The following is a 25,657-nucleotide window of genomic DNA, read 5'->3' on the forward strand; positions in this document are numbered from 1 at the left end:
ACGTTATGACACAAATTAACCCAGGTCGCTCGGCGCTATTTTCCGGGCTGGCCATCAGTATGATGCTTACCGCCGCGCCCAGCCTATACGCTGCGGACGACACAAAGAAACCGGACGCACCGGCTGCGAAATCGGCTCAGCCGGCCACCAAACCGCTGAAACTGGGCGGCCCCGGCATAGAACAGGAAAGAAGCTTTCCCAAGATCGTTTCCGGAAAATGGACCGGTCCGAAAACCGCCGACGGCCAACCGGACGTGCAAGGCCACTGGTCCAATACCATCGCCAACCATAACAACTTTACCGATCCGCAAGGCGGCATCCTAAACGACCCCAATCCCAACCGAGTAGCCAAAGGTCCACGCGAGGAACGCGCACCCAGCCGGGTCAGCGACCCCGCCGACGGCCAGGTGCCGTTTCAGCCTTGGGCGCTGGAGAAGGTCAAGGATTTTCAGGCGCATTTCCACGACCCGGTCAAACCGGAATACATCGAACCCTTGGCGCGTTGCGCACCAGGCGGCATTCCCAAATCCTTGTTTTGGCACGGTTACGAAATCAGCCAGTATCCGGGTTATGTGTTGTTTCAATTCAACTCGGGCACCCGCATCATTCACCTGGACGGCAAACCGCATTTGCCGGACAACATTAAACTGTGGAACGGCGACTCGCGCGGCCATTGGGAAGGCAACACGCTGGTGGTGGACGTCACCAATCAAAACGGCAAAGCCTTATTCGGCCGCTCCGGCGAGTTTATTAGCGAAAACGGCCATATCCAGGAGCGCTACATCTTTAGCAACGACGGCGACCGTTACACCTACGAAGCTGTGCTAACAGACCCGACCGTCTATACCCGGCCGTTTACCGTGACGGTGCCAGCCCGGAAATGGACCGCCAAAGATCAGCCTAACGGCTGGCACTTCGAGGTTGAGCCAGCCAATTACACCGGCAAGGTGGCCCTAAAAGAGCCTATCCTGGATCAATACGAACGTGTCTGCGCCGAGAACAATGGCGGCTTCGGACTGGTCGCCGCTGAAGAACCGAAAAAATAGGCTCATCATGTCATTAGTCGAATTTGCCCAACTGCTTAACGACTCCGAGTTCGGTACCGCGCTGCGCGAGTCGGTGTATATGTTTCCCTTGATCGAAGGCTTGCATTTGATCGGCCTGGCTTTGGCATTGGGATTACTGTTTTTTGTCGACCTGCGCCTGCTCGGCCTGTTTCTACCGCAGTTGCCGGTTGGGCAAGTTTTGCATCCGCTTCGGCCCTGGTTGTTGGGCGGATTTTTAATTATCTTCGCGACCGGGATTTTGCTGTTCGTGGCGACGGCGGCAAAAATCATCACGCTGCCGGTATTTTTTTACAAACTGGGTTTCATCGCCTTGGCCGGCATCAATGCCTTGTGGTTTGAGTTGAAATGGGGCCGCGAGGTCGGGCACTGGGGCAACGAGTCTACCTTACCAGCAGCGGTGCGTTTTGCCGGCTTCACGTCGCTGACTTTGTGGAGCCTGGTGGTCATCGCCGGGCGTTTGATCCCTTACTTGAGTTACCAATAACCTTATGTCTGTCCTCGAACTCTTCAAAGCTTTGCAATCCAGCGGGTTTGGCCGCTTCGTCGGCAGCCTGGATCATCTGTTCTGCGCCTTGTTGGAACTGGGCCATATCGCCGGCATGATTTTGTTGCTGGCGTCGGTGATATTAACCAGCCTGAATTTGCTGGGTTTGGGCCTAAGCAGCGTACCGTTGGCGCAAATCCAGCGCAGCACCGGCAAGTTGTTCTGGACCGGTTTGACGCTATTGGTGGTATCCGGCTTGCTGATCTTCATTCCGGCCGCCACCAGCTACTATCCCAACGATTTCTTTTGGGCCAAATTCATTCTGCTGGGCCTTGCCTTGCTGGTGTATTTCACGCTCTACCGGTGGGTTGCTAGGTCAGACTCACACCATACTTGGCTGGCAAAAGCCACCGGCGGCCTGGCATTGAGCCTGTGGCTGGGCGTGGCGTTCGCCGGGCGTTTTATCGGCTTTTTTGCTTAACGCCGACTCATCCATTTTCAGTTTAAGGACGCCCCGGCATAGAGCCGACGTCTTCTTTATTCGCAACGGGATTGCCCATGTTCAAACGATTTAATTCACGTTTAAAAATACTTGCCGGCAGCGTGGCATCTGCCAGTCTATTGATGGCCTGCAACCCTGCTACTACCGAACCTGCTGCGCCGCCCATTCCCTTCAAACCGGTCGCGACGTTGCAAGAGATCATGACCTCGATTATCGATCCGAATATCGATTTTATCTGGAACTCGGTATCCTCGGTCAGCACGGCCACCGGTACCGAAGAACGCCAGCCGCAAACCGACGAAGATTGGCGACTGCTAAGGCAACACGCCCTGGCCGTGACTGAAGCGGCGAATCTGTTGTTCATTGAAGACCGGCCCATCGCGGCTGCTAATGCCGTCACTTCTAGCGGCGGTGCGGAACTGACGCCGGCTGCGATCAAAACCTTGATCACCGAGCATCGTCTGGAATTTGTAAAACGCGCGCAAAACCTGCAAAACGCCGCACAAGGTTTACTGGTGGCGATAGACGCCAAAAACGTCGAGGAACTGGAAAAAGCCGGCGGCGAAGTCGAACAAGCCTGCGAGCAGTGTCATAGCCAATTTTGGTATCCGGGCGATGCCAGACCAAAATAGTAGGGGCGTTGGCACATAGCCGGCCTAAGCTGCATACTGTAGGCCTTTTGACCTGGGCTATTGCCGCGCATGACCCACAATTTACCCGATCTCGATACCTACCAAACTCAAGGCTATCTAATCGCCAGGCAGTTATTTTGCCTGGAAGCCATGGTGGAATTACAGTCCATGGTCGAACGGATACACTGGCAATGGGCGGCGGAAATTGGCGATTTAATCCGCGCCAATCGCCTGTTGAACATGCACAGCCTGACCGATAGCCGGTATTTCAAGGAACAGGCCGCGGAACGTCTGGCTTTATTTGCTTGGATCACCCAGCCAGCGGTTACTGGTTGGCTGACGGATTTATTCGGCGACGAGCTGTATTTTCATAATAGCCAATTGTTTTTCAATCCGTTGGACCGCGAGCAATTGCCTTATTGGCACCGGGACCTGCAATACAGCACTATCACTGACGACGCACAGCAAAGCGCGCAAGGCAAATTGTTGGCACTGCATCTGCGGGTGCCGCTGTTACCCGAGTGCGGCATGGCCTTAATACCCGGCAGCCATCGCCGCTGGGACAACCCTCTGGAACGGGAGGTGCGCTTTGAATTGAATGGTCATCAAAAACACGAAGATTTGCCAGGCAGCGTGCTGATCGATTTGCAGCCGGGCGATGCGTTATTGTTCGATGCGCAAATGCTGCATCGGGGCCATTACCAAAGCAATTCGGCGCGGCTGGCCTTTGATATTTGTGTCGGCATCTACCACCCGTTTACGGCAGCGTTTCTAAACAAAGCCGTATTGCCTGTTCAGGCCGAGATGGCGCAATTGGCTAATAACGACTGGTATCGACGGGCTTGGCAAATCGCGGAAAGGCTTGGTTGAAATAGATTTGGAGATACTTCTACAGGAGTTACGGAGGCGCCGGATTCGACGCCTCCGAGTCTTGGCATATTACAGCGACCGCCACAAACGCTTCTCGACCTGCTTTTTCTCCCACTCCGCACCAAAGAACGGCAGGATGTCGAATACCGACGAGGCATGAATCAACAGCCCCACACCCCAGCCCAACGCCGGCCAGATCACCCAGAGATGGCGCGGGGTTTGCACCAGATTCAAGATCGCCAAAGCGCCGATGACGACCAGATATTGCAGCAAATGCGTATAAAACCGCCGCAGTTTGCGCACGTGTTCCAGCGCGAGGATTTCTTCTTTACTAATGCCCTGACTTAAAGTGCCGTTCATGTCCGACTCCGAATTTAACTGTGAAAAATCGATCTCAAAGACCGCCGCCAGTGACTTCAGGGATTCCACGCTTGCCGTTTGTCCGCGCTCGATGCGTTGAATGGTGCGGACGCTGATGCCGCTCAAATCGGCCAGTTGTTGTTGCGACCAGCCGTGTTGCAATCTCAGTTTTTGTATAAGCATTTGGAACTCCTTTTTAATCACTGGCCTTCAGTCTAGCGCTTGATTGGCTTGCTCCGTGACGACATTCCCCCGTCATCGGCACGACAGTTGCCCGTCACTTTCGTCGAAAGCGCCCCGACAAGAGAAAACATGGGCCTAGAATCGTTTAATCCGGTTCAAAATCAGGGTGTCGGCGAGATTTCTAAATACATGCGCTTCATCCATGACTGGCGGCAAGACTCAAAGCAGCTTCGATAAAACACCAGAACGGCTTTTGTGCCATGAAACCGTGATTCGGCAGCACAAATCTGTCGGTCTGCACCACCCATAATGGGTCGGCCATCCACGCCTCCTTTACCGGACGCAATTGCAAGCCGTCCGCCACTCGCAACACCGCAGCGCTAGCGATATTGCGGTCTGATCCAGTCGGCTTCGATGCTATGGCAGAATCGAGATGACAGGTTTGAGTTTTCAGTGCGGGATCTATCGCTTCCAAACGATGGGTGATAAAACCGCGATAATGCCCAACGGCGGTGGCGGCCAAATCCCATTGCGAAGCGCCCGGTATGTCCACCTGCTCAATCGGGTCCAATACCGACTCGAACCAGGCCGGCACGGCCCGGCTATAGGTAAACATGTTCTTGGTGATGGTATCGGCTTCCGAACTGGCAACCACTACCAGCGGGTTGGCATGCGCAAGGCGATTCGTTGCCGCGACTCGACGAACCGCGGTGCGCAGATCGGCAAAGCGTCTGGCTTCGATAGCCGGATTAACCAACAACACCAGATCGCCGAAGCGGGCTTGGTCGCCGCGTTCCTGTTGCAGGCGTTGCAACCAGACCGGTTGCAAGGCGTTTAACATCACGGACGCGCCCAGACTGTGGCCTATTGTGAGCAAGCGGTTATCCGGATTGGCGTCGTGTTTGACGACAGCTTCGACATTTAACAAGAAATCTAGAAATTGCTTTTGTCCTAGGCGTTCGCTTACCGACCGCCGCTCCCAAAAGGTCAAAGCCCGCAGCCAGGGCGTTTCCACCGTTTCGCCGCGCCACCCCAAGTAGATGCCGACTACCCGGTAATGTGGGTTACGCAGTTTGATGTCGCGCAAACTTTCCTTGAAACGGCGGACGTTGTTATCGCTGTCCTTGGCATTGTGGTGCCAGCCGTGGGTATAAAGCACCACATATTGCGGCTGTTGACTGGCTTGTAAGTTATTCAGCAATGCGTCGGCTTGGCGTTGATCGTAGAAACGGCCGTCGTCGTCGAATTCCACGAAACCCAAGGTGTAACCATCTTGCGGGTTGACGACTAAATTGGCGGCGCTGCAATCCGCACCGGCATTGGCTAGACAAGGTTTTACACTGATATTGGTACGGAAATATTCTTGGGGAGCGCAAGCTGATAACAGCATCAGCATGGCGAACAGCAATCTGCTCATAAGGCGGTGACTAGGACAGCGACACAAGGTTTTGCGTCACTGTCCCACTCATGAAAGCTAATTTCAGCTACTGCAGGCATTAACCGGCATATTTGACGGTACAGCCGTAAGGTTTGGTCACGGCTTTGCTGATGGGTTTACCGGCCGCCAGTTCTTTTAGTGCTGAAGAAATATAATTTTCAGCCGTCGCGATGTCGGCCTGGTCTGCCGAGGCAATGCTGTCTATGCCGCCTTTGTAAAGCAGAACGCCATTGGGATCGATGATGAACAAATGCGGGGTATTGGTGGCACCGTACAATTTACCCACGGCACCGTCCGCATCGAACAGGGTGTTGGCGGGTGTGGCGTTACGCTCTTGATTGAGTTTTTTTGCGGTTGCCGCGTCGACAAAGCCTTGTTTGCCGGGCGCGGAAGAAATGACTTGCAACCAAACAATGTTTTGGTTTTTGGCCTGTTTTTGTAAATTGGGAATATTGCCGGATTGGTAATGTTTTTGCACAAACGGACAGTCGGCATTGGTCCATTCCAGAATCACGGTTTTGCCGCGCAGCGCCGCCAAACTCAAAGCGCCGCCTTCTGCTGCCGCCGCCGAAAACGCCGGTGCCGGCTGGCCTACCACCGGCTCTGCTTTGGCAAGGGCCGGCATTAATAGCATTAAACTAACGGTCATCAATCCGAACAAACGCTGAGAAATCATAAATACTCCATTGCTGATGGTTAAAGACGGGCGCTTTGAATGGCGCCGATAACGAGATCAGGGGTCAGGATTTGCGGTAATACCATCGCCTCCTGCGCTCCCGGTCCGAAATACAAATACAAGGGCACGCCGCTGCGACCAAATTGGCTCAATACCTTGGCGATACCCGCATCACGGTTGGTCCAGTCGCCTTTCAGGTAAGTCACCTCGGCTTTGAGAAACGCGCCGCGAACCGATTCGCTACTCAAGGCAACACGTTCATTAACCAAACAGGTGATACACCAGTCGGCGGTGAAATTAACGAACACCGGTTTGCCTTCGCTGCGCAATTGGGCTAGTTTTTCAGCGCTGTAGGCTTGCCAGTGTTGATTGTTGCTGTCCGTTGCATAGCTTGCTTGCGACGAGGTTTGGATGCCTAGTTCGCCCGCCAGCAAGGCCAGCAGTAAAGTTACGCCGGCGCTGGTGTGGATGACGCGGCGCTTTATTTGGGTGGCGTTTCGGCTAATTTGCAATAACCAGACAGCGAGGGCAACCAACACACAGCCGCCCAAGGTACCGGCAACTGCTTCCGGGCCGGCCTGACGGGCAAGCACCCAAATCAGCCAAGCGGCGGTGGCGTACATTGGAAAAGCTAGCCCTTGTTTCAGGGTTTCCATCCATGCCCCGGGTTTGGGTAGCCAGCGCTGAAGTATCGGCCACTGACAAAGCAGCCAGTAAGGCAGGGCTAATCCGATGCCTAAACTCAGGAATACGGCGATCATTGTTGCCGGTGCTTGGGTGATGGCAAAGCCAATGGCTGCGCCCATGAAGGGGGCGGTGCAGGGGGTGGCCACGACTGCGGCCAACACGCCGGTGAAAAAACTGCCGGCATAACCATCCAGAGTGGCCAGCTTATGGCCCAAGCCGGTGATGCCGGTGCCGATATTGAAGACTCCGGATAAGCTTAAGCCCACCGCAAATATCAAGTAGGCCAGTATCGTGACGAACCACGGCGACTGAAACTGGAAACCCCAGCCAATGCCGGCGCCACCGGCCTTCAGCGCGACCAACACAGCGGCCAATGCGGTGAAACTAATCAATATCCCGGCCAGATAAGCCCAACCGTGTCTGCGAGTTTTACCGGGATCGTGAGCGGCTTGTTCTATTAATGCCAAGGCTTTTAACGACAATACCGGAAATACACAAGGCATTAGATTCAATATCAAACCACCGGCCAAGGCCAGTAACAGGGCGGTTGGCAAGGTTTGCTCGGCCAAGGCGCTGGCCGGCTCAGCCTGGACGGGATTTGCCGTGCCAGGCCACGCCGCGCTGATCTGATAAGCGCGCAAACTGTCGCCGCTAGCGACCGTCAGCACGCCGGTCAGTGTTTGTCCGGGGGATAATAGCTGGTCGCCGGATGGCAAGCGGATGTCCAGGCCATCGTCGGCTAAGCTTGTTATTTGCTCGCCAGCATGGGAAATCGGTCCCCATTGGTCGGGGTAGAAGGCCAGCGCGTGCTGGTCTGGCGCAGGTAGTTGCTCGCCAGTCAGGTGTAACCGGAGCGTGCCGGCCGGACCTTCAAGCAAGCTGGCTTGCCAGGGTAATACACCAGGTAATGAATTTTGGGCAGCTGCGATCAAAGGATGGGTTGGGCCGACCGCTACGCCCTTGGCGACCACCGGCAACTGTATTGCTAATTCCACCTCTTGGGGAATGCAGGCTTCCTCGCAAACCAACCATTTCGCCTTTGCTGAGATGGGCCATTCTGTACCAGGTTCCGCGTTCTCGGCTACCCGCAGCGGCGAGAGTAGGGTGACCGCGTCGTGATAGCCGTAATTGACGACCGGCCCCAGTACGATTTTGCTGGGCGTAGGCCATTGGATCTCGCCCACCGACCAGCCGGCTGGTAGTTGGTATTGAATTTTGGTTGGTAGGCCTGAGTCGCCAGGATTTTTCCAGTAAGTGTGCCAATGCGGAATAATCTGATGGTGCACGCCAATCAAGATCTCATCACCAGGATGCACGGCAGTATGCGAAGCAATCAGGCTGGCGCTTACCTGATCCGTGGCAGCTTCCGGACTGGGGTTGGCTTGGGTGCATGGCATCCCTAAAACCAGAATGATGCCGAGGATGACGCGATAGACAATTAGCACACTTGCACCCTAGCTTGGTTGAATTACAGGCATGTTAACGTTCGCTGGCGACTTGACTATGCATAACCGAAGCCTGGGTATTGCTAACCCCAGAAAGCCGCTGATCGCCGTCATTACCCGCCTTATACCTTATTGGCTGCGAAAGGATGTTTGGCATCCTGCTTCGCGGCAATCACTTCCTGAGCACTTGGAAAACCGGCGACAGCACGGGCAATCGCTTCCTTGGTGGCTTTGTAGTTGTATTCTTCGATTTTGGCGTCGTCTTCAGCCAGCCAGTGAATGAATACGCCCACGGAAATAAACAAATCGTCGGCTTCGTCGGCGGGAATAATGCCTTCTTCCACCGATTCCGCCACCGCAATGGCTACCGCGCGTTGTGCCGGTCCAAAAATTTGCACGGCTTGTTTCGAGCCTTTGATCGTGACTTTGTTGAACAAGATCGTGGCGGGTTTCACCAGCAAGTTGGGCGCTACCACCGCCAATAAAGTGGAAAAGCCGTCTTTGTTATTGGTTAATGCATTCGCGAAAGCGGTTTCCGCCGCTGAGCCGCGTGGGCCGATAATTAAATCGATATGAGCGATTTCATTGCCTTCGCCGACCAAGGATTCTCCAACCCGCAAATTGGTAATTTTTGCCATTTTAAGTAGTCCCTTTTTTGAAAAAAATGTAAGTAATATTTTTGAAATAATGAATATTTATAATCGGCTACTTCGGTATTTATCCGCAATAGCCGATTAGTTGCGTTTTGTCTGTTATATATTGCGTTACGGTAGTTTAAACATTACCTGCCTTGAAGTGGCCTACGGCTTCTTCGGCATGTTTGGTGGCTACTTCGGCATGGTTTTGTTTGCCGTGCGCAATGGTTTCTTCCAGTGATTTTTTACCTGCGCTGATGTGTGCTTTGGCTTCTCCGGTGGCGGCGCTTTCCGCTTTATCGACGTGAGCCAGGGCTTTTTCCGCATGCTCCACCAATTGATCCGCATGGCCGGCTTTGCCGTGGGTTACGGCATGCTCGGCATGTTTTAAGGATTCGGCAGCATGTTCCTCGGCAAATACGCCGCTGCTGGCAATTAATAAGGCGCTGGTAATCAATGCTACGGTCGTTTTCATAATATCCCCCTGGGAAATGGTTAGTTAATTTACTATTTAAAACCGAGTAATACCTCAATAGTTTATTTATGATTTGTAGGTCTGAATAAACTTAAGAATATAGCGGTTTTAACAATACGAGATAATCCAATATCTGCTGTATCGCCAAATTACTTACTCAATTTATATGCCAGTTTTCAACTTGTTGTTTGCAAAGAAAAAATGCTGATTTATAGGTAGTTTAGGTGTTTGCCTGTCAGCAAAAGTTGCTGACTTGGTGTTGATATATCAGCTATTTCCTGGCTCCTGAGAGGGTAAGTCTGATTGTGATAAGTGACTTGTGTTCTTTTAAAGACTCGAATTTGCTAATAAATGGCTTGGGATTCAACTGTTTACATGGTCTTTGTGTGTAAGGTGTATGCCAATCCTATATAGGTGCGAATTTTGCTTATCTGTGGGTTGCTACGAATGCGCGCCAGATAATTACAACCATCCAATCATCAATTTTTATGAGCAAATACACAGTCAACGTCAACGGGACACAACACACCGTGGATGTTAATCCCGACACGCCCTTGTTGTGGGTGCTGCGCGACCATCTCAATCTAGTCGGTACCAAATTTGGTTGCGGGATAGGCCAGTGTGGTGCCTGTACCGTGCATATCGACGGCCAGCCGACTCGGGCTTGTCTGACGCCGATTTCAAAAATCGGCCAAAGCCGGGTCACCACGATAGAAGGCCTACATCCGACTGGTGAACACCCCTTGCAAAAAGTCTGGCAAGAGCTGGATGTGCCGCAATGCGGGTATTGTCAGGCCGGGCAGATCATGACCGCCGCCGCGCTGCTGAAAAAAAATCCCCGTCCGACCGACGCCGAGATCGATGTCGAACTTGCCGGCAATCTCTGTCGTTGCGGGACTTATTTAAGGATACGTGCCGGCATTCACCGTGCCGCTGAACTCGGTGTCAAGGAGTCGATATGAACGAATACGAATTGGAAAATGCCAGCCGCCGCGATTTTTTGCGCAAGTCCACGCTGGCCGGCGGCGGCTTGGTGTTGGGTTTTTATCTGAATGTGGCCGATAGCGCCGCCAAGCGGGTTGCCAAGCCGGCCACCATTGCGGAAAGCAGCGTGTTTAAACCCAATGCCTTTATTCACATTGCCCCGACCGGCAAGGTGACCTTGATCAGCAAGCAGCCGGAAATAGGCCAGGGCATCAAGACCTCCTTGCCGATGATCATTGCCGAAGAACTTGAGGTTAATTGGCTGGATGTGCAAATCGTGCAGGGCGATTTAGATCCAATTTACGGTAGCCAAAGCGCCGGCGGTTCCCGCTCCACGCCGACCAATTATCAGGAGTTTCATAAACTCGGCGCAACGGCGCGGACGATGCTGATCTTGGCGGCTGCCGAAATCCTGCGGGTGCCCGACACAGAATTGTTCGCCAAAGATAGCGCCGTACATCATCCGGCGAGCGGTAGGCAGCTTATTTATGGGCAGTTGGTGGAAAAGGCGGTGTCGATTCCGGTGCCTGCGCCGGAATCGGTGAAGTTGAAAGACCCTAAAGACTATAAATTACTGGGTACCCGAATCGGCGGCGTGGATAATCCGGCCGTTGTCTCCGGTAAGCCTTTATTCGGCATAGATGTGCAATTGCCCGGTATGTTGTATGCGACCTATCAAAAATGTCCGGCTTTTGGCGGCAAGGTGGTCAGCGCCAACCTGGATAAAATCAAAACACTCCCCGGCGTAAAACATGCCTTTGTCGTTGAGGGCGGAAACAGCTTAAAAGGCTTGTTACCGGGTGTGGCGATTGTCGCCGACTCCACCTGGGCGGCGTTCACCGCCCGTAAGCAACTAGAAGTAGTGTGGGACGAAGGCCCGGCGGCCGCGCAAAGTTGGGCCGGCTTTAGCGCCAAGGCCAAGGAATTATCCGAGCAGGCCGGCAGCGAGGTGTTGCGTAACGACGGCAATGCCAAGCAAGCATTGGAAGACGCGGACAAAACCGTGGAAGCGGCCTACAGCTATCCGTTTATCTCCCACGCCAGCATCGAGCCGCAAAATTGTACGGCCTGGTTCAAGGACGGTGGCATCGAGATTTGGGCGCCGACGCAAAACCCGGAAGCCGGGCAGAAGATCGTCACCGAAACCTTGGGGATTCCGAAAGAGAAAATTACGCTACATATCACCCGTAGCGGCGGCGGTTTTGGCCGGCGTTTGATTCCAGATTACATCATCGAATCGGCGGCGATTGCCAAGCAAGTCGGCGTACCGGTCAAACTGACCTGGACTCGCGAAGACGATCTGCAACACGACCAATTCCGCGCCGGTGGCTTTCACTTTTTAAAAGGCGGCCTGGACGATAAAGGCAAGCTGATTGCCTGGCATAACCATTTCGTCACCTTTGCGCATAAAGTGGTGAAGGACGGCAAGGAAACCCTGGAACTGGGCAGCGGCGCCAACCTGTCCGGCGACGAATTTCCGGGACGCTGGGTGGAAAACTGTCTGCTGGAACAAACGCCGTTGGAATGCAATATCCCGATGGGGCCATGGCGGGCGCCCCGCAGTAATGTGTTCGCTTGGGTGTTTCATAGTTTTATCGACGAACTGGCGCATGCCGCCGGCCGCGATCCCTTGCAGTTTCGCTTGGAAATCCTGGGCGATAAGGGCTTTATTCCCGGCACCGGCCAGCAAGGCATCCCGTACGATGTGAATCGGATGAAGCATGTATTGCAGCACGTCGCGGAAAAATCCGAGTGGGGCAAGAAAACTTTCCCGCGCGGCCAAGGGCAGGGCATAGCCTTTCATTTCAGCCATCTGGGTTACATCGCCCAGGTTGCGGAAGTTACGGTCTCCAAAGACGGCAAGCTTAAAGTGGATAGAGTCGTGGTGGCTACCGACATCGGCGCGCAGATCGTCAATCTCAGTGGTGCGGAAAACCAGGTGCAGGGCTCGGTCATTGATGGTCTGGGAGCCTTGATGTTTCAGGAGTTGAATATCGAAAAAGGCCGGATCGTACAAAGCAATTTCGGCGAATATCCGATGATCCGTATTGCCGATACGCCGATGCGGGTGGATGTGCATTTTCTGAAAACCGACTATCCGGTCACCGGTCTGGGTGAACCAGCACTGCCGCCATTGGCGCCGGCAGTGTGCAATGCGATCTTCGCCGCTACCGGTGTGCGGGTCCGGCAATTGCCGTTATTGCGTACCGATTTGAGCTGGAGTTGATATGGCTAGTACAATCGCCGGCACACCTGCAAGCGAGTAAATCATGGCCAATAACATCAATCATCTGCTCGAAGCCTACCGGCAATTGCAACACGACGGCGCCGACAGCGTGCTGGCGACCATCATCGAAACCTTTGGCTCGACTTACCAAAAGGCCGGGGCGCGGATGTTGATTACCCAAACCGGGGAGTTGGTCGGTTTGCTGGGCGGCGGTTGTTTCGAACGGGATTTGGTGGAGCAGGCCGGATCGGTGTTCGAAACCGGCCATGCCAAAACCTTGTTTTACGATATGCGTTCCGGGGAAGACGCGATTTGGGGTTTGGGCCTGGGTTGTAACGGCGCGGTTAGGGTGTTGCTGCAATTATTAAAAGCCGAGCAGGGTTTCAGTCCATTGAGTCAGTTGCTGGAAGCCGCCGAAGCTCAAGCGCATGGGGTATTGGTTACGGTGTTCGAGTCCGAGCATGCGGATTTCCCGGCAGGGCGCAGCCAGTTTTTGCCTGCGGCCATCGTCGGCGAGCAGCCAATTTTACCTAGCGCGCCGTTTCCCTTTGCCACGGCGGCGCTGCAAACGGCTTTGCAGCAAAAACCGCGCATCGAAACTCATCCGCTTGACGGCCTGGACATCAAAGTCTTTTACGATCCGGTGCAACCGCCTTGGCAGTTGCTGATATTCGGTGCCGGTGCCGACGCGATACCGCTGGTGAATTGCGCCAAATCCCTGGGGTGGCGCGTGACCTTAGTCGATCACCGGCCCGCGCATATCAAACCAGAGCGTTTTCCTTTAGCCGATCAATTATTGCATCTGATACCGGATCAGGTCGCGTCCCAACTGGATTTAAATCGCTTCAATGCCATTATGCTGATGACCCATAACGTCGAATACGACCAACGCTACCTGCAAGCCATCGTGCATTGCCGGGCGCCATTTATCGGTCTGCTGGGTCCGGCGCATCGCAAACAGCGGCTGTTGCACAGCTTGGGCGACGATGCCGCGCTGATAGCCGAACGGGTATTCGGCCCGGTCGGTTTGGACATCGGCGCGCAAACCCCGGAAGAGATTGCCTTGTCCATCGTGGCCGGCATTCAGGCCCTGCTTAACGGCCGTAGCGGCTTGCAACTGGGGAAAGAGCCGGTTGCGATCAAACATGCTTGCAGCCCTGGATAATGTGCATGCCGGCGACTGAGAATGCCTCAGCGCTGAGCGTGTACAAATTACGGGAATGATTTATTGCGGCTTTTTGCCGATAAATAGGGGCTATTTTCTAAGAATCCCCCTTTTCAGAAGCCGGTGTTGGCTAGTTTTCTTGCCATGCATAACGGTGTGGCTTAGGTAAGGCGCTGTTATTACCTTTTTTAGCCTTGCATGGATTGGAAGTCACCGGCTTTAGCCGGTGACTGTGGGCTGAAATTTAAACCGCGTTAGGGTGCCAAATACGCTTCGAAAGGCTGTATCGGTGATGAATTGCCTTGGGCGCCCACCGCGTCAATGGTCAGAAATTCATCTTTACCCAGAACGGCTCCCAGCGGATTACCGCCGCTTACTGTCTGCTCCACGCCAACATGGCCGTGGGGTATTTTGATTTCGGGGTGATCAAAGGGGGCTTTCTCGTAGCGGACTCTTTCATCGGTCAAGGTTTTCAGGAAGGCGATCAGGTCGGCTCGGTTTTGCGCATCCAGTTGTAGATTGGGCTGCGGAAATACCCGAGTAACTTGTTTGCTGTCGTAGGCAAAATTTCCGCCTCGCGAATAAAATTCGATCGCTTGTTCCAGCGTGGCCATGCTGCCATTGTGCATGTACGGTCCGGTTAACTCGATATTGCGTAGCGAGGGGATTTTAAAGGTCGAGTCGACAGACGCCACCATTTTCCGGGTATTGGGCTTGTTCAACTCCGCTAAGGCGGCAGCGGTCGTGGGCAAAAAGGCATTGTTTGCGGGCAGGAAACAGTTCTCCGTGCTTTGTGGCTGGGGTCTTATGCCGTCGGTGATGGTAAACAAGCTCGGCAGCGAATAAGGCAGTTTGATATTTAGAGCAAGGGCTTCCTGAAAATCGCAGGCTCTCACTTTGGTGACATCTTCATCCAGTGCAGCGGCATTATTGCCCGCCAAATGCTGTAAATATTGCCTACTGAACGATAGCGGGTTGCCAAAGTCGTCGACGCCGCCTGCGCCAATATCGGCCGTTTCTTCGGTGACGCCTGTGGAAGAAAAGCCGGTATCGAAAAATGCGGTAACCGGAGCGTTTTTGATAAGCAAAGGTATGCGATTGACCACATTGGTGGATGCGCTGATGAAGAAAGTCGGTTCACCGAAGGCTTCCGGATGGGTTTTGGCAATGGCCGCATTGGCGTTAATCGATGCCGCGCTGAAGTTGGGTCCTAAATGGCAGAGCGCGCACTGATTTTTTCTGAATTGTTTTAAGCCGTTCAATTCCGAAGCGCTGAGTTCTATGGGTTGATTGCCGGCGTCTCGGGCGCTGTTGTCGAAGGGCGATTCGTCCGAAATCAATGTGCTTTCATAGAGTTGGATGGCCAGGCCAAAGAACATGCCAAAGTTGGCTTCGGTTTGATTATAGGGCGCAAACCCTTTGGGGGCCGGAATTGGCGGGTTACCGCTGTACGACCAGTATTTGGGATTGAATGCCTGCATGATCAGCAGCTTATACAGAGTGTTCGTGCCGGGTTTGCTATTGAGGCTGTAAGGTCCCAATACACTGTCTTCAGGATGTACTTTTTGGTTTTGCAACGGGCGGCGTAACAGCAGCTTTCTACCGAGTTCCATCAAGGTCCGGTTGCGGCAGGCCATTTCGGTAGTGTTTTGTGGCGGAGCTACCGCTAATGACGCCAGCGAGGAATTGATTAAATGCAGGCGCTGCTTAATTAGCGTCGTGGCGTTCTGTTTTACCCAGACGCCGGCGTCGGGATCTCGGTCGCCCCAAGGGCTGCTGCCGTTAAACACATTGTTGGCGCGGCCGTCCCAAAAATTGCGATGATTAAACACCGCATTGATCACGCTGGGCGCATTGCGTGGCGTTACTTTGCGGGTGCCGACCGCGCCGGCATGAAACAGGCTGTCGACGCTGCGGCTGCAGGTGTCGTTAGGCGCTGTGTAGCGGTCCACGGCTCTAAATTCACCACCGAAAGTACCGGACGAACCGACTACATTGTCGGTGTTGTAGAGGATCGCGGAATGCTCTTGCAGCGGATCTTCCCGTTGATGTAACGGAAAGTCGCCAATGCTGAGGGTATGATTGGGTCCCAAAGAACCACCCGTCATGGCATTGCTGAATGTTTGATCGCTTAAAGGGCTGGATTGGCCGCCCGGAGCAAGCTGATTTTTTACTCTGCCGTCGGCGCCGGCGTGAAAGTGGCAGGACGCACAGGCCATGCCGTCGCTACCCACGTTAGTATCCCAGAACAGCGCTTTGCCCAAGGCAATCGCGGCATTCTTGTTGACGACAATAGGGTCCGGGCCGTCCAGTAGTCCGGGAACAGGCGGAACGGGCAAATGCTTCAGGCTTATCGGCATGGGCCCTAGTGCCAATTCGACCGCGGCGGCGCTGAAACTGAGCAGTACACCTCCGGCTAAAACAATCGCTAATTGGCTATGACGAAACAATGTCATGGTGAAACTCCACTGAGAAATGGTTGGTTGGCAACAAATACGGCCAAAACGCCCGCATCAGCGGGCTCAAGCTATAAAAAAGGCCGATAAACCACACAGCGTAATTTATCGGCCATCCTTATTCCTTTGGCGAAGTCCCTCGCCAAGCTTCCTTTTTTTATAGGAACATCGGCTTATGTGCTGGGTGTTGGCTTACGCTTTAGCGTTGCGTTTGCCTCTGCCTATAAAGCCGGCCAGTGCCGTGCCGAACAGCCAGACAGCGGAGGGTACTGGCACCGCCGCCGGTGTGTAGGTAGAAGGGGCGGCCGACGCGGAAATGTTCAAAGAGATGCCGGCACTGCTTCCGAGGACGTCTGCACCGCCGACGAACACGGCATACCAGCCAGCTTGCAAGTCGTTCAGTGTCAAGGTCGCGAATCTTTTGGTGTTGGCAAAAGCAGGGTTGCCGGTGACGCCTATAGTGCCGGATACGCCGGTTTCATACAGATTGTCGATACTGACATCGTGGGCGCCGGAGTCGATGACGCCGCCGAAAGAGTTAACGTAGTTTTTGCTTGAGGAACTGACGTAGCCCAGGGTTTCGACAATGCCGTCCGCGCCGGTTGCCCACATAATGCCTGGATCGCCGGCTTGGCCGACCGAGTTAAATTTGTGAATTTGGCCGGTTAGCTCAGCCGGTGTATCGACGCCGACCGTTTCACCCGAATAAGCCACATTGGTTCTGAAAATTGAAAAGGCCGGAAAGTTTGCGGCGGACGAACGCGCGTCGACAGTCACGGATTGGGCTGATGAGCTCAAATAGAAGTTGGTAAATGCACCTTGCATGCCCCAACCATCATTGGACAGAGACGGATTGCCCGCGAAGCCCAAATTGCTGGAATTAAAACTAGGGTTTGAGATGCTGGTGCCCAGCTCGAGAGTGTTATCGGCGCCTGACCAAGCCGCCGTCGCAGGTTGAGCAACGGCAAGGGTTAGCGCGGCGGACGATAGGGTGATTTTAAAAATAGTTTGTAAATCGATGTTCATTTTTGAGTGTCTCCAATATCTACCACATCGTTGTTTACGATTGTGGTAGATTTAAGTTGCTGTTTAATTTGGATTTGTCTGAGTATTTCGGGCCTGGCAGCCAAAAGATAGACATCTCCAAAGGGTTTAGACATGCATTGCGAGGGGTGAGTCGACAGCTGATGTCGGCTGACCTTTTCGCTCTTGTTTGCCGGGGTTACGCGGTGCGGCGTTTGCCTAATACACTGAATCCCATTAATGCAGAACCGAACAACCAAACGGCCCCTGGCACCGGCACTGCGCTAACACCCTCGCCGGTGATGGTCAAAGGCAGGCTGGCTCCGGTGACGTAGTCGGTGGCGGTCAGGGTAATTTGATAATCGAAATGATCCTGACCGGTGGCGCCCGTTATCGGGTTGACGCCGGTCGCACCGGTGATGGTGTCGCCCTTGTTGAAGCCCAGCACAGCTTCTTCGATGGTTAGAGAGTAATCGCCAAAAGCAATAATGTAATTGCCCACGTCCAATGCAGTAGCCAGGTAGGAGTCTCGGCTCAACAAGCTGCCATCGGCCCATCCGCCGGTATTGCCGGGTATGGTGTAAGCTGGGCTGTCGTCGCCGCTGACGATTTCGGTAGTCAGTGAGACTGTGTCCTGAAAAATGCGGAATTGGCTATCTGCCAGTGTCAGTTCGCCGTCGCCGTTTATATCGACATACGCGCCGGGATGCGCGCCCCAGCCCGCTGCGTAGCCTTCATTCGCCAGGACATCGATTATCACATTGGCAGCTGATGACAAGGAGAACGAGTAGAAATCGATTGTGGTGCCGGCGCCGTGAACCGGGTCGACGGTTTTATAGATGGTGCCGTTTACGGTCTCGGCTTGTACATTGCCGAGGCCTAAAAGTGAAATAGCAAGTGTTGCAGCGACCTTTTTCAAGGCAGGCGCATGTTTCGTGTTAACAGACATATTTCAATTCCTTTCATAGTAAGACGAAGATTTTTACCGGTAGGTTTTACCGGCGACATTCAATGTTTCGCAATTCCCTTTGCGAGTCGTTGCCTAACGCACCTGCGCCGGATGCCGCGATGTCAGCCTCTTACTTTCCGGTCCTTTGCGTACGGTAAGTGCTGGGCCGATGGCTTCCCGCGCAATTTGAACAGCCTTAAAACCGCTATGTATTTCAATATTCCTGAATTGATCACGCTACGCTATGGTTGCGAGAGAGACAGTCCAAAGAGTTTTAAATACCGGGCTTGCTTGCGTAGTGAGTTAAACAACGGGTTTAGCTAATCAGGTGATACAACAAACTATTCCTGACCAGTGAGCGAGCGCTATGGGTAGTTGTCGGTGTATGAATCTCGACCGGCTAGACCCTTCTCTTACCCGCTCATAAGAGGCAGCTCGACTATCTGAATCAGATCCGCAGCTTTCCGGCCCCGCCTTGCGACGAGTGTGGCGACTTGGTGGCTGCGCCCAGGTGGGTGCAGCACTATTTATAAAGCAAAACATGCGCCAAAATATATTTGAGCAAGGGTTGCTAGTGTTTTTCTATGGTTATGTTCATATAAAACAATGCGATAGGCTGTTTTGTTTGATAGGGTGGAGTAGTAATAAGTGTGGCGGTTTTTTGGGGTTTTAGATGGCTATTACGCTATGCAGGGTGTGTTATTTCGCGTATTTTGGGTTATATCCCTTATTTTATTTAAGAGATTTTGGGCGGCAGCTTTGAGTTTGCGCCGTAGGGGTAAAAGTCATCAGTTCGGGTAGTGATATACCAAGCTGGGTGCTTAAAAATCAGGGTGCTGGAACGAAGGTTGGGAACGAATTCCGAAATAAAAATCCAACGTTCTCATGCGTATCATGACTTCGTCGGCAATCGACGACCAGCCTCGCCGGAGCTTTAGTCATCTGCCAATTGCCGACGAAAATCACTCAGCCCCAGAAAAAGGTTGATTCCTCTAATCGCCTTTGCCACCAGGTGGAGAAGGCATTTTTTGCATTTAAGCCGATGGCATGGCATAGCTACTGGTTAAGCTAAAAAAACACCGCTTGGTTCTTGGCTGTCTTGCACTTACAGGGTATTGCGCTTCGGGCGGCTGTGTTATGACGACACTATCCAATATTTCCAACACAAAATTTTCAAACTTAAATTAAGATGCCCGACACTTTCACCGAGGATAGATATGAATAAAACCGATGCCATTTTGAACAAGGGTCAGAAGCTCTATGAAGACGATGCTTATATTTTGTTGTGGACGAAATTTTTTGGCCTGAGCCTGCTGGCGCTGACCTCTTACTATGTCTACGATAAACAAAAGCAGCGGCTGATCAAGCTCATGAGTAGAGAAAAAACCTATCTGATGAGCATCAGTTACTACCTCACCCACGATTATGGTTTTACCCCGACAATGGTGCTGGAAGGTATCAGTTTATTTAAGGATATTTCGACGGCAATTGCCGACCGAGGCGGCGAGACCTGGAAGACCTTCTTTGCGGAAACCGCCAAAGATAAAGCCAGGACGTATGCGGTGCGGGGCATCCGCAAGGATAAAAAAGCCAAGGCTTGAGTTTCCACAACTTATGCATTTTGTGCTAGGAGGCCGTCAATAAGTCGCGGACAAAACCCTGGTCAGTTTTTAACTGCTCGAGCGGCAATCTCTTTATAGGAATAGTCAGTGCAGGAATCATCCACTAAAAAACGCACGCCAATTTTTGGCAACAAACCTTTGGCTCGACCTACCAAAAGGCCGGCGCGCGGATGCTGATTACCCAAACCGGCGAGTTGGTCGGTTTGCTGGGTCCGGCGCATCGCAAGCAGCGGCTGCTGCACAGCTTGGGCGACAACGCGGCACTGATAGTCGAACGGGTATTCCGCCCGTTCGGTTTGGACATCGGCGCGCAACCTCCGGAAGAGATTGTCTTGTCCATCGTGGCCGGCATTCAGTCCCAGTTCAACGGCCGTAGCGGCTGGCAACTGGGGAAAGAGCCGGTTGCGATTAAACATGCCTGCAGCCATGGATAATGTGCATGCCGTCATCCTGGCGGCCGGTGCCTCCAGCCGGATGGGCAGTCCCAAGCAATTACTGATTTGGCAGGAGCGTCCATTACTGGCGCATGCGCTTGCCAATGCGCAAGCCGTGTTGGCGGAGCGGACGGTGGTGGTATTGGGCGCAAATGCTGAGGCGATAAAAGCCGCGGTCGATTTTAACAGCAGCAAAGTGGTGTTGAATCCGAGTTGGGCGGACGGGATGGCCGGTTCGATTCTGGCTGGTATCCAGGCTGTGCCGGGCACGGCTAGCGCGGTATTGTTGATGCTCTGTGATCAACCCTTGATTAGCGCCGCGCATCTGCAAAGTTTGCTAAGTGCTTGGCAAAACGCGCCGGAGCGCATCGTCGTCAGTCAGTACGCGGAATCGTTTGGCGTGCCAGCCGTGTTTCCGGCTGCTTATTTTCCCCAGCTAGCCAGCTTGACCGGCGACCGGGGAGCCAAGCCCTTGTTACTGCGCTTCGAAGACACACTGGTAAAAGTGCCGTTGCTGGAAGCGGAAATGGATGTCGACACCACTAGCGATTACCAGCGCTTGCATGCACTCAATGAGATGTAGCTCATGATTGACCAACCGCTTGACGCCTACTTACAGCGTATTCGCGAGCTGTTCATCGAACTAGGCATTCAGGAAGAACTGCCGGCAGGTAGAGGTTTGGCATTATGCCGCGAGCCGGCCGAACTGATCGTCGCGGAAACCACGCGGCAAGGTAGAGCGTATTATCTCACGGCGGAAGCGGCCGTTGCCTGGCACGCATTGAAACAGGCCGCCGCCGAGGAGGGCATTACCCTGCTGATGGTGTCGGCCTTTCGCAGTGCGGATTATCAAGCCGACATTATTCGGCGCAAGCTCGGGATGGGGCAAACTATCGAGGAGATTCTGCGTGTCTTGGCCCCGCCCGGTTACAGCGAACACCACACCGGGCGTGCCATCGATATAGGCAGCGACGACTGCCCGGAACTGGGCGAGCGGTTCGAACAAACGGCTGCTTATCAGTGGCTATCAAGCAACGCGCAACGCTTTCAATTTTTTCTGTCATTCCCGCGCGATAACCGCTTCGGTTATGTTTACGAGCCTTGGCATTGGTGTTATCGGGGCGATTCGTAGCAACGTTTGGTAACTACTGAAGCCAAAATAGTGGGTCTCTTTGTTATCACCGAGTCTCCAAATTAGCCTTGCAAGCCTAGACGCTATTCGGTTATCGCTGATAGGGTTGCGCATAAGGTAATTAAGCTCTCGTCTTGGGTTTTTTGCTGTCGCCAGCATCGCGAGGTTTTTACGTTGCGGACAAACTCCAAAGCCTTGCGGGCAAAGCAAACTTGTATAACCGGCTGGCAAAAAGCCTTACCCGCGATGCCTTCAAAGGACTAAAGCGCCTAGCCGCTTAAACCGGACATTCAAGATTAGCACTCGCGCCTCAGCTTCGCGTCGGTTGGACTCAGTGACGAATGCCCGCTTTCGGGTTTCGGAATTCACAGCTTTCCGGCGATGAATCTGAAGCGGTGACGGTATATGTCGCCATCCCAAACTTTTCCAGTCAGAGAAGGAGCGGATTTACCTTTTACGAAAGCTTCCGCTGGGTTGAGGGATAAGCAGGGAAGTTATTTATTTTTAGTTATATCCATGGCGATCTGTTGTATTCGGTCCACCACATTTGGCTTGCCGACTTGACCGACCAGCCCTGCTCGGCGGAGTTTCTCGAAGACATTCGGTCTTGCGCCGCACAGGATTAGTCGGGTTTTGTGCCGTTTGCAGTTATCCAGCAAATCCCACAGCGATTGCAGGCCGGTTGCGTCGATGAAAGGCACTTTTTCCAGGCGCAAGACCAGAATTTCGGTATGGCCGTGAATCACTTCCAGCGCGGATTCCAATCTTGCCGCCGCGCCAAAAAAGAAAGGCCCTTCCATGGCAAAAACGACGGTATTGGCTGGCAGCGTAAAATCCGTATCATCGAGTTCTTCCATGACGGCGTCGTGCGCTTGCCGCTCTATGCCCACGGCTTCCGACATGCGTTTCATGAATAACAGGGCCGCCAGCATCACGCCGATATTGACGGCGATGACCAAATCGCTGAACACGGTGAGCAAAAAGGTAATCAGCAGCACCGCCACATCCGACTTCGGCGCCGTTCTGAGCATGTGGCCGAAACGGTGCAACTCACTCATGTTGTAGGCCACGACAAACAAAATGGCGGCCAACGCGCTCAGCGGAATCAACGAAGCATATGGGGCCAGCAACATGACGATGCCGATCAAGGTCAAAGTATGCACAATCCCCGCCAGCGGACTATTGGCGCCATTGCGCAGATTGGTCGCCGTGCGGGCAATCGCCCCGGTAGAGGCAAAGCCGCCGAACAACGGGGAGCATATGTTCGCAATCCCTTGACCGATCAATTCCTGATTGGCGTCATGTTTGGTGCCGGCCATGCTGTCGGCGACCACGGCGGACAGCAGTGACTCAATCGCGCCCAGCAAGGCAATCGTAAAAGCAGGGCCGATTAATTGCAGCACCTCCGATACCGACATTGCCGGCAGTTGGAATTGCGGCAACTGCTGCGGAATGCCGCCAAAGGCGCTGCCTATCGTCGCCACGCCGTCCCATTGCAATTGCCACTGCGCGCAGGTGGCAATCAACATGGCGACCAGCGGGGCGGGAATGCGTTTCAGAATCCGGCCGGAAATCAGCAACACCGCCAAGGTCAAGCCGCCTAGCAAGGTGGTTTCAACGTGCAGCCCAGGAAACGCTTGTGCCAACGACCAAAATTTTTCATGAAAATGCTCGGCACCGGCCGCGGGGCTCAAACCAAAAAAATCTTTCCATTGCCCTACAAAAATGATGACCCCGATACCGCTGGTAAAACCGACGATGACGGGATCGGGTATATATTTGATGACACCGCCCAACTTGGTAAGCCCCATCAGCAATAATATGATGCCGGCCATCAAGGAGGCAATTTGCAAGCCGCCGATGCCGTATTTGCCGGTAATGCCGGCTAGAATCACGATAAAGGCGCCAGTTGGCCCTGCTATCTGCACGCGGCTGCCGCCAAACAAGGATGTCAGCCCACCGGCCACGATGGCTGTGTATAGTCCCTGCTCGGGTTTGGCGCCGGAGGCTATCGCAAAAGCCATGGCCAGAGGCAGCGCAACAACGCCGACTATCACACCGGCCAACAGGTTATTCAGCCAATGCGCCCTGGACAATAAACCCGCGCGACCGGCTTCAAGAATTGCAATCATAGGAAAAGTTTTAAATGTTTATCGATGGGACCCATGATAGCACCTGGGTTGTAGCGATTGCCGCAAGAAACAAGTCGTGACAACCGAATCGATCATAGCCGCTTGAAACCATTGTGCAGGTTGGGTACTCACCGCGTAACTTGTGTCAGTCGCCACCATGATGACCCTCTATGGGTGCGCGAGCGCACCCTGCATCTACATTTGGACTTTGAGACAAGCCAAATCATGGTCGGAATACAGCCGGCTTGATGCCATTGGCCGGCGCATAATCAATGGCTCAAATAGGCCGACTGCCGGAAACTACAAAAGTCCGCCTCGTAGAAGCGCAACCCGAAAAACGATGTTTGGACTTGTGGCCGCTTTGGAGCAAGATGGATGACGGGTGAGGGGCGGTGACCGCCGATACCCAGGAGCGTTTGACGGAAATAAGTGGCGAAACGGCGATAACCTCCTTGTTATCGCCGATCCGATGGTTTTATACCTCGGTGCTATTCAACCAAAGATCGTGCTTGTTGCACAGGCTCAAGGCGTAAACGGTACCGCTGTATCCCGCCAGGCTGAATTCGGAAATGGCGACCGGGTCTTTGCTGGGATCGAACATCCGCTCGTTCAGGAATTTATAGTCTTTATCCAGCAATATGTGTTTGACGATGTAATGTTCGTAGCCTTTCATTTCGTGCGGGGTGGTGATTTTGACGGTGGTTTTATCGTCGGCTTTAACGACTTCAATCACCGGCAAATGCGTCGCGGCTTTGCCGGCCCAGCGGCCTTGCGCATCCTTGGTGTAAAACACATCGCCCGGCGGTGTAGGTTGTTTGCCGGCTTCCGCGGCTTGGGCCAGACTGGGGGCAATGGCGCTGATCGCCGCACCGGCGGCACTCAATCGAATAAAATCGCGACGTTCCATGAAAATTCCTTGTGATGGTTTAAAAATTGTCGACTACCGAGTTAAGCCCGCATGGCTTGCTCTGCAGCGTGTGTTGAACCGGTTCTTTATTCTGCCCATGCAGAAGAAGCGTTCGCAACGGCTCCGGCTCGCTTGACCGCGCGACGCATCGAAATGTATCACGATTTGTTGGATCTACGTCCATGGGTTCTTACGTTGGCTTATATTTATTACTCCGGTCCTTTTTTACCCGTTCGGGCTGAGCTCTTAGAGGCCTAGGCTGGCGACAGGTCAATGAGGCACTTAACGGCGGAAACTCAAGAGGATCTTCAGTATCGACAAGCCGCGCCAGCGGACATGAAGAGCTGATTGCTGTCAGCTATCGCCGCTGTCGAAAAATCGGCTTTTTTATTGCCAACAATGCCGAGCAGTAAACCGGCAAGTCAAATAGAATGGCTATTCGTGCAATATCAAATCAGAGGGCAGGCTATGGATCACGATTTTTGGCATCAGCGTTGGCAACAGAACCAAATTGGTTTTCACAAGCATGAGTTCAACCCCATTCTGCAAACGCATTGGCCGCGCTTGTCTATCCCAAAAAAAGCGCGAGTGTTTGTCCCGCTGTGCGGCAAGAGCAAGGACTTGCTTTGGCTATTAGCGATGGGTTATCAGGTAGTGGGTGTGGAATTAAGTCCGCTGGCTGTCGAGTCGTTTTTTGCCGATAACAATTTGCAACCAACGGTGCGGCGCCAGGGCGATTTTTGGGTCAGCGAGGTGGACGGTTTGCAGATTTTCTGCGGGGATTTTTTTGCATTGCAAGCTGCCGATGTCGGCGAGTTTGATGCGGTTTACGATAGGGCGGCGCTGGTGGCTTTGCCGCCGGATATGCGCATCGATTACGTGATGAAACTGTCCTCGCTGTTACTCGCCAACGTGCAAATGTTGCTGATAGCATTCGATTATCCGCAACACGAAATGCCGGGGCCGCCGTTTAGCGTCCAAGCTGACGAGGTTGAGCGTTTGTACAGTCACTGGTGTGAAATCGAATTGCTGACCAGTGACGACGCTTTAGCGACCGAGCTGCATTTTAAAGAGCGCGGCTTAACTAAAATGGTGGAGCAAACCTATAAACTGTTGGTTCGGTGATAACAGAAGTACCGAATTGCCAGTCGCATAGCATTAACCCGGCGCTT

At 53.4% G+C, this 25,657-nt stretch carries 24 protein-coding genes and 1 riboswitch; of the genes, 13 read left to right on the forward strand and 11 right to left on the reverse strand.

Annotation, left to right across the window (positions count from 1 at the left end):
- The first annotated feature begins 5 nt into the window (after positions 1-5).
- From CWO84_RS07830 to CWO84_RS07850, 5 genes are all read left to right on the forward strand, one after another.
- Positions 6-1,046 (forward strand): hypothetical protein, encoded by a 1,041-nt coding sequence (locus CWO84_RS07830; RefSeq protein ID WP_051669902.1) that lies wholly within the window; start codon positions 6-8, stop codon positions 1,044-1,046.
- A gap of 7 nt (positions 1,047-1,053) precedes the next feature.
- Complete coding sequence (locus CWO84_RS07835) at positions 1,054-1,551, forward strand: DUF6644 family protein (protein ID WP_101052251.1); 498 nt, start codon at positions 1,054-1,056, stop codon at positions 1,549-1,551.
- Between the two features lie 4 nt (positions 1,552-1,555).
- Entirely contained in the window at positions 1,556-2,032 is a 477-nt protein-coding gene (locus CWO84_RS07840; RefSeq protein ID WP_101052252.1) for a DUF6644 family protein, read from the forward strand.
- A 77-nt stretch (positions 2,033-2,109) separates the two neighbouring features.
- Positions 2,110-2,685: a cytochrome c gene (locus CWO84_RS07845; protein ID WP_051669900.1), complete on the forward strand. Its 576-nt coding sequence runs from the start codon at positions 2,110-2,112 to the stop codon at positions 2,683-2,685.
- Positions 2,686-2,754: 69 nt separating this feature from the next.
- The gene (locus tag CWO84_RS07850; protein WP_101052253.1) at positions 2,755-3,555 is read left to right on the forward strand and encodes a phytanoyl-CoA dioxygenase family protein; all 801 of its coding nucleotides are present in this window, start codon (positions 2,755-2,757) and stop codon (positions 3,553-3,555) included.
- A 69-nt stretch (positions 3,556-3,624) separates the two neighbouring features.
- Here CWO84_RS07850 and CWO84_RS07855 read toward each other — a convergent pair whose 3' ends face one another.
- The 6 genes from CWO84_RS07855 to smbP form a co-directional block, all read right to left on the reverse strand.
- Positions 3,625-4,098 carry a 2TM domain-containing protein gene (locus tag CWO84_RS07855; protein ID WP_033156359.1) on the reverse strand — a complete coding sequence of 158 codons (474 nt, stop codon included), beginning with the start codon at positions 4,096-4,098 and terminating at the stop codon, positions 3,625-3,627.
- 196 nt (positions 4,099-4,294) lie between these two features.
- Complete coding sequence (locus CWO84_RS07860) at positions 4,295-5,515, reverse strand: hypothetical protein (RefSeq protein WP_033156358.1); 1,221 nt, start codon at positions 5,513-5,515, stop codon at positions 4,295-4,297.
- A gap of 79 nt (positions 5,516-5,594) precedes the next feature.
- Positions 5,595-6,212 (reverse strand): redoxin domain-containing protein, encoded by a 618-nt coding sequence (locus tag CWO84_RS07865; protein WP_033156357.1) that lies wholly within the window; start codon positions 6,210-6,212, stop codon positions 5,595-5,597.
- 20 nt (positions 6,213-6,232) lie between these two features.
- Positions 6,233-8,344, reverse strand: coding sequence for a thioredoxin family protein (locus CWO84_RS07870; protein WP_240617997.1), 2,112 nt, complete (start codon positions 8,342-8,344; stop codon positions 6,233-6,235).
- 122 nt (positions 8,345-8,466) lie between these two features.
- Positions 8,467-8,982: a formaldehyde-activating enzyme gene (gene fae, locus CWO84_RS07875; RefSeq protein WP_033156355.1), complete on the reverse strand. Its 516-nt coding sequence runs from the start codon at positions 8,980-8,982 to the stop codon at positions 8,467-8,469.
- Between the two features lie 136 nt (positions 8,983-9,118).
- Complete coding sequence (smbP, locus tag CWO84_RS07880) at positions 9,119-9,454, reverse strand: small metal-binding protein SmbP (protein ID WP_033156354.1); 336 nt, start codon at positions 9,452-9,454, stop codon at positions 9,119-9,121.
- A 488-nt stretch (positions 9,455-9,942) separates the two neighbouring features.
- Between smbP and CWO84_RS07885 the strand changes: the two genes are divergently transcribed.
- The 3 genes from CWO84_RS07885 to CWO84_RS07895 are packed head-to-tail and all read left to right on the forward strand — an operon-like array spanning position 9,943 to position 13,830.
- Positions 9,943-10,416 (forward strand): (2Fe-2S)-binding protein, encoded by a 474-nt coding sequence (locus tag CWO84_RS07885; RefSeq protein ID WP_033156353.1) that lies wholly within the window; start codon positions 9,943-9,945, stop codon positions 10,414-10,416.
- Positions 10,413-12,665 carry a molybdopterin cofactor-binding domain-containing protein gene (locus CWO84_RS07890; protein ID WP_033156352.1) on the forward strand — a complete coding sequence of 751 codons (2,253 nt, stop codon included), beginning with the start codon at positions 10,413-10,415 and terminating at the stop codon, positions 12,663-12,665. Before CWO84_RS07885 ends, CWO84_RS07890 begins: the two co-directional genes overlap by 4 nt.
- A gap of 43 nt (positions 12,666-12,708) precedes the next feature.
- A complete protein-coding gene (locus CWO84_RS07895) occupies positions 12,709-13,830 on the forward strand; it encodes an XdhC/CoxI family protein (protein ID WP_101052255.1) in 1,122 nt (373 codons plus the stop codon).
- A 254-nt stretch (positions 13,831-14,084) separates the two neighbouring features.
- Here CWO84_RS07895 and CWO84_RS07900 read toward each other — a convergent pair whose 3' ends face one another.
- The 3 genes from CWO84_RS07900 to CWO84_RS07910 form a co-directional block, all read right to left on the reverse strand.
- A complete protein-coding gene (locus CWO84_RS07900) occupies positions 14,085-16,286 on the reverse strand; it encodes a cytochrome c peroxidase (protein ID WP_101052256.1) in 2,202 nt (733 codons plus the stop codon).
- A gap of 192 nt (positions 16,287-16,478) precedes the next feature.
- Entirely contained in the window at positions 16,479-17,312 is an 834-nt protein-coding gene (locus CWO84_RS07905) for a hypothetical protein (RefSeq protein ID WP_101052257.1), read from the reverse strand.
- Positions 17,313-17,508: 196 nt separating this feature from the next.
- Positions 17,509-18,258 carry a hypothetical protein gene (locus tag CWO84_RS07910; protein ID WP_101052258.1) on the reverse strand — a complete coding sequence of 250 codons (750 nt, stop codon included), beginning with the start codon at positions 18,256-18,258 and terminating at the stop codon, positions 17,509-17,511.
- A 426-nt stretch (positions 18,259-18,684) separates the two neighbouring features.
- Positions 18,685-18,759: riboswitch (cyclic di-GMP riboswitch) on the reverse strand.
- 716 nt (positions 18,760-19,475) lie between these two features.
- Here CWO84_RS07910 and CWO84_RS07915 point away from each other — a divergent pair.
- From CWO84_RS07915 to CWO84_RS07930, 4 genes are all read left to right on the forward strand, one after another.
- Positions 19,476-19,859, forward strand: coding sequence for a hypothetical protein (locus tag CWO84_RS07915; protein WP_101052259.1), 384 nt, complete (start codon positions 19,476-19,478; stop codon positions 19,857-19,859).
- Positions 19,860-20,050: 191 nt separating this feature from the next.
- A complete protein-coding gene (locus tag CWO84_RS07920) occupies positions 20,051-20,314 on the forward strand; it encodes an XdhC family protein (RefSeq protein WP_240617998.1) in 264 nt (87 codons plus the stop codon).
- Positions 20,295-20,897, forward strand: coding sequence for a nucleotidyltransferase family protein (locus CWO84_RS07925; RefSeq protein ID WP_101052260.1), 603 nt, complete (start codon positions 20,295-20,297; stop codon positions 20,895-20,897). The genes CWO84_RS07920 and CWO84_RS07925 overlap by 20 nt, the downstream gene beginning before the upstream one ends.
- Before the next feature lie 3 nt (positions 20,898-20,900).
- On the forward strand, positions 20,901-21,446 hold the full coding sequence (locus CWO84_RS07930; protein WP_101052261.1) for a M15 family metallopeptidase: 546 nt from the start codon (positions 20,901-20,903) through the stop codon (positions 21,444-21,446).
- A gap of 494 nt (positions 21,447-21,940) precedes the next feature.
- Here the strand turns inward: CWO84_RS07930 and CWO84_RS07935 are convergent, their stop codons facing one another.
- Together CWO84_RS07935 and CWO84_RS07940 are read right to left on the reverse strand one after the other, a co-directional pair.
- Positions 21,941-23,578 carry a SulP family inorganic anion transporter gene (locus CWO84_RS07935; protein ID WP_101052262.1) on the reverse strand — a complete coding sequence of 546 codons (1,638 nt, stop codon included), beginning with the start codon at positions 23,576-23,578 and terminating at the stop codon, positions 21,941-21,943.
- A 475-nt stretch (positions 23,579-24,053) separates the two neighbouring features.
- A complete protein-coding gene (locus tag CWO84_RS07940) occupies positions 24,054-24,485 on the reverse strand; it encodes a desulfoferrodoxin family protein (RefSeq protein WP_101052263.1) in 432 nt (143 codons plus the stop codon).
- Positions 24,486-24,953: 468 nt separating this feature from the next.
- Between CWO84_RS07940 and CWO84_RS07945 the strand changes: the two genes are divergently transcribed.
- Positions 24,954-25,610, forward strand: coding sequence for a thiopurine S-methyltransferase (locus CWO84_RS07945; protein WP_240617999.1), 657 nt, complete (start codon positions 24,954-24,956; stop codon positions 25,608-25,610).
- Positions 25,611-25,657 lie beyond the last annotated feature (47 nt).

Source organism: Methylomonas sp. Kb3 (assembly GCF_002834115.1).
Lineage (GTDB): Bacteria > Pseudomonadota > Gammaproteobacteria > Methylococcales > Methylomonadaceae > Methylomonas > Methylomonas defluvii.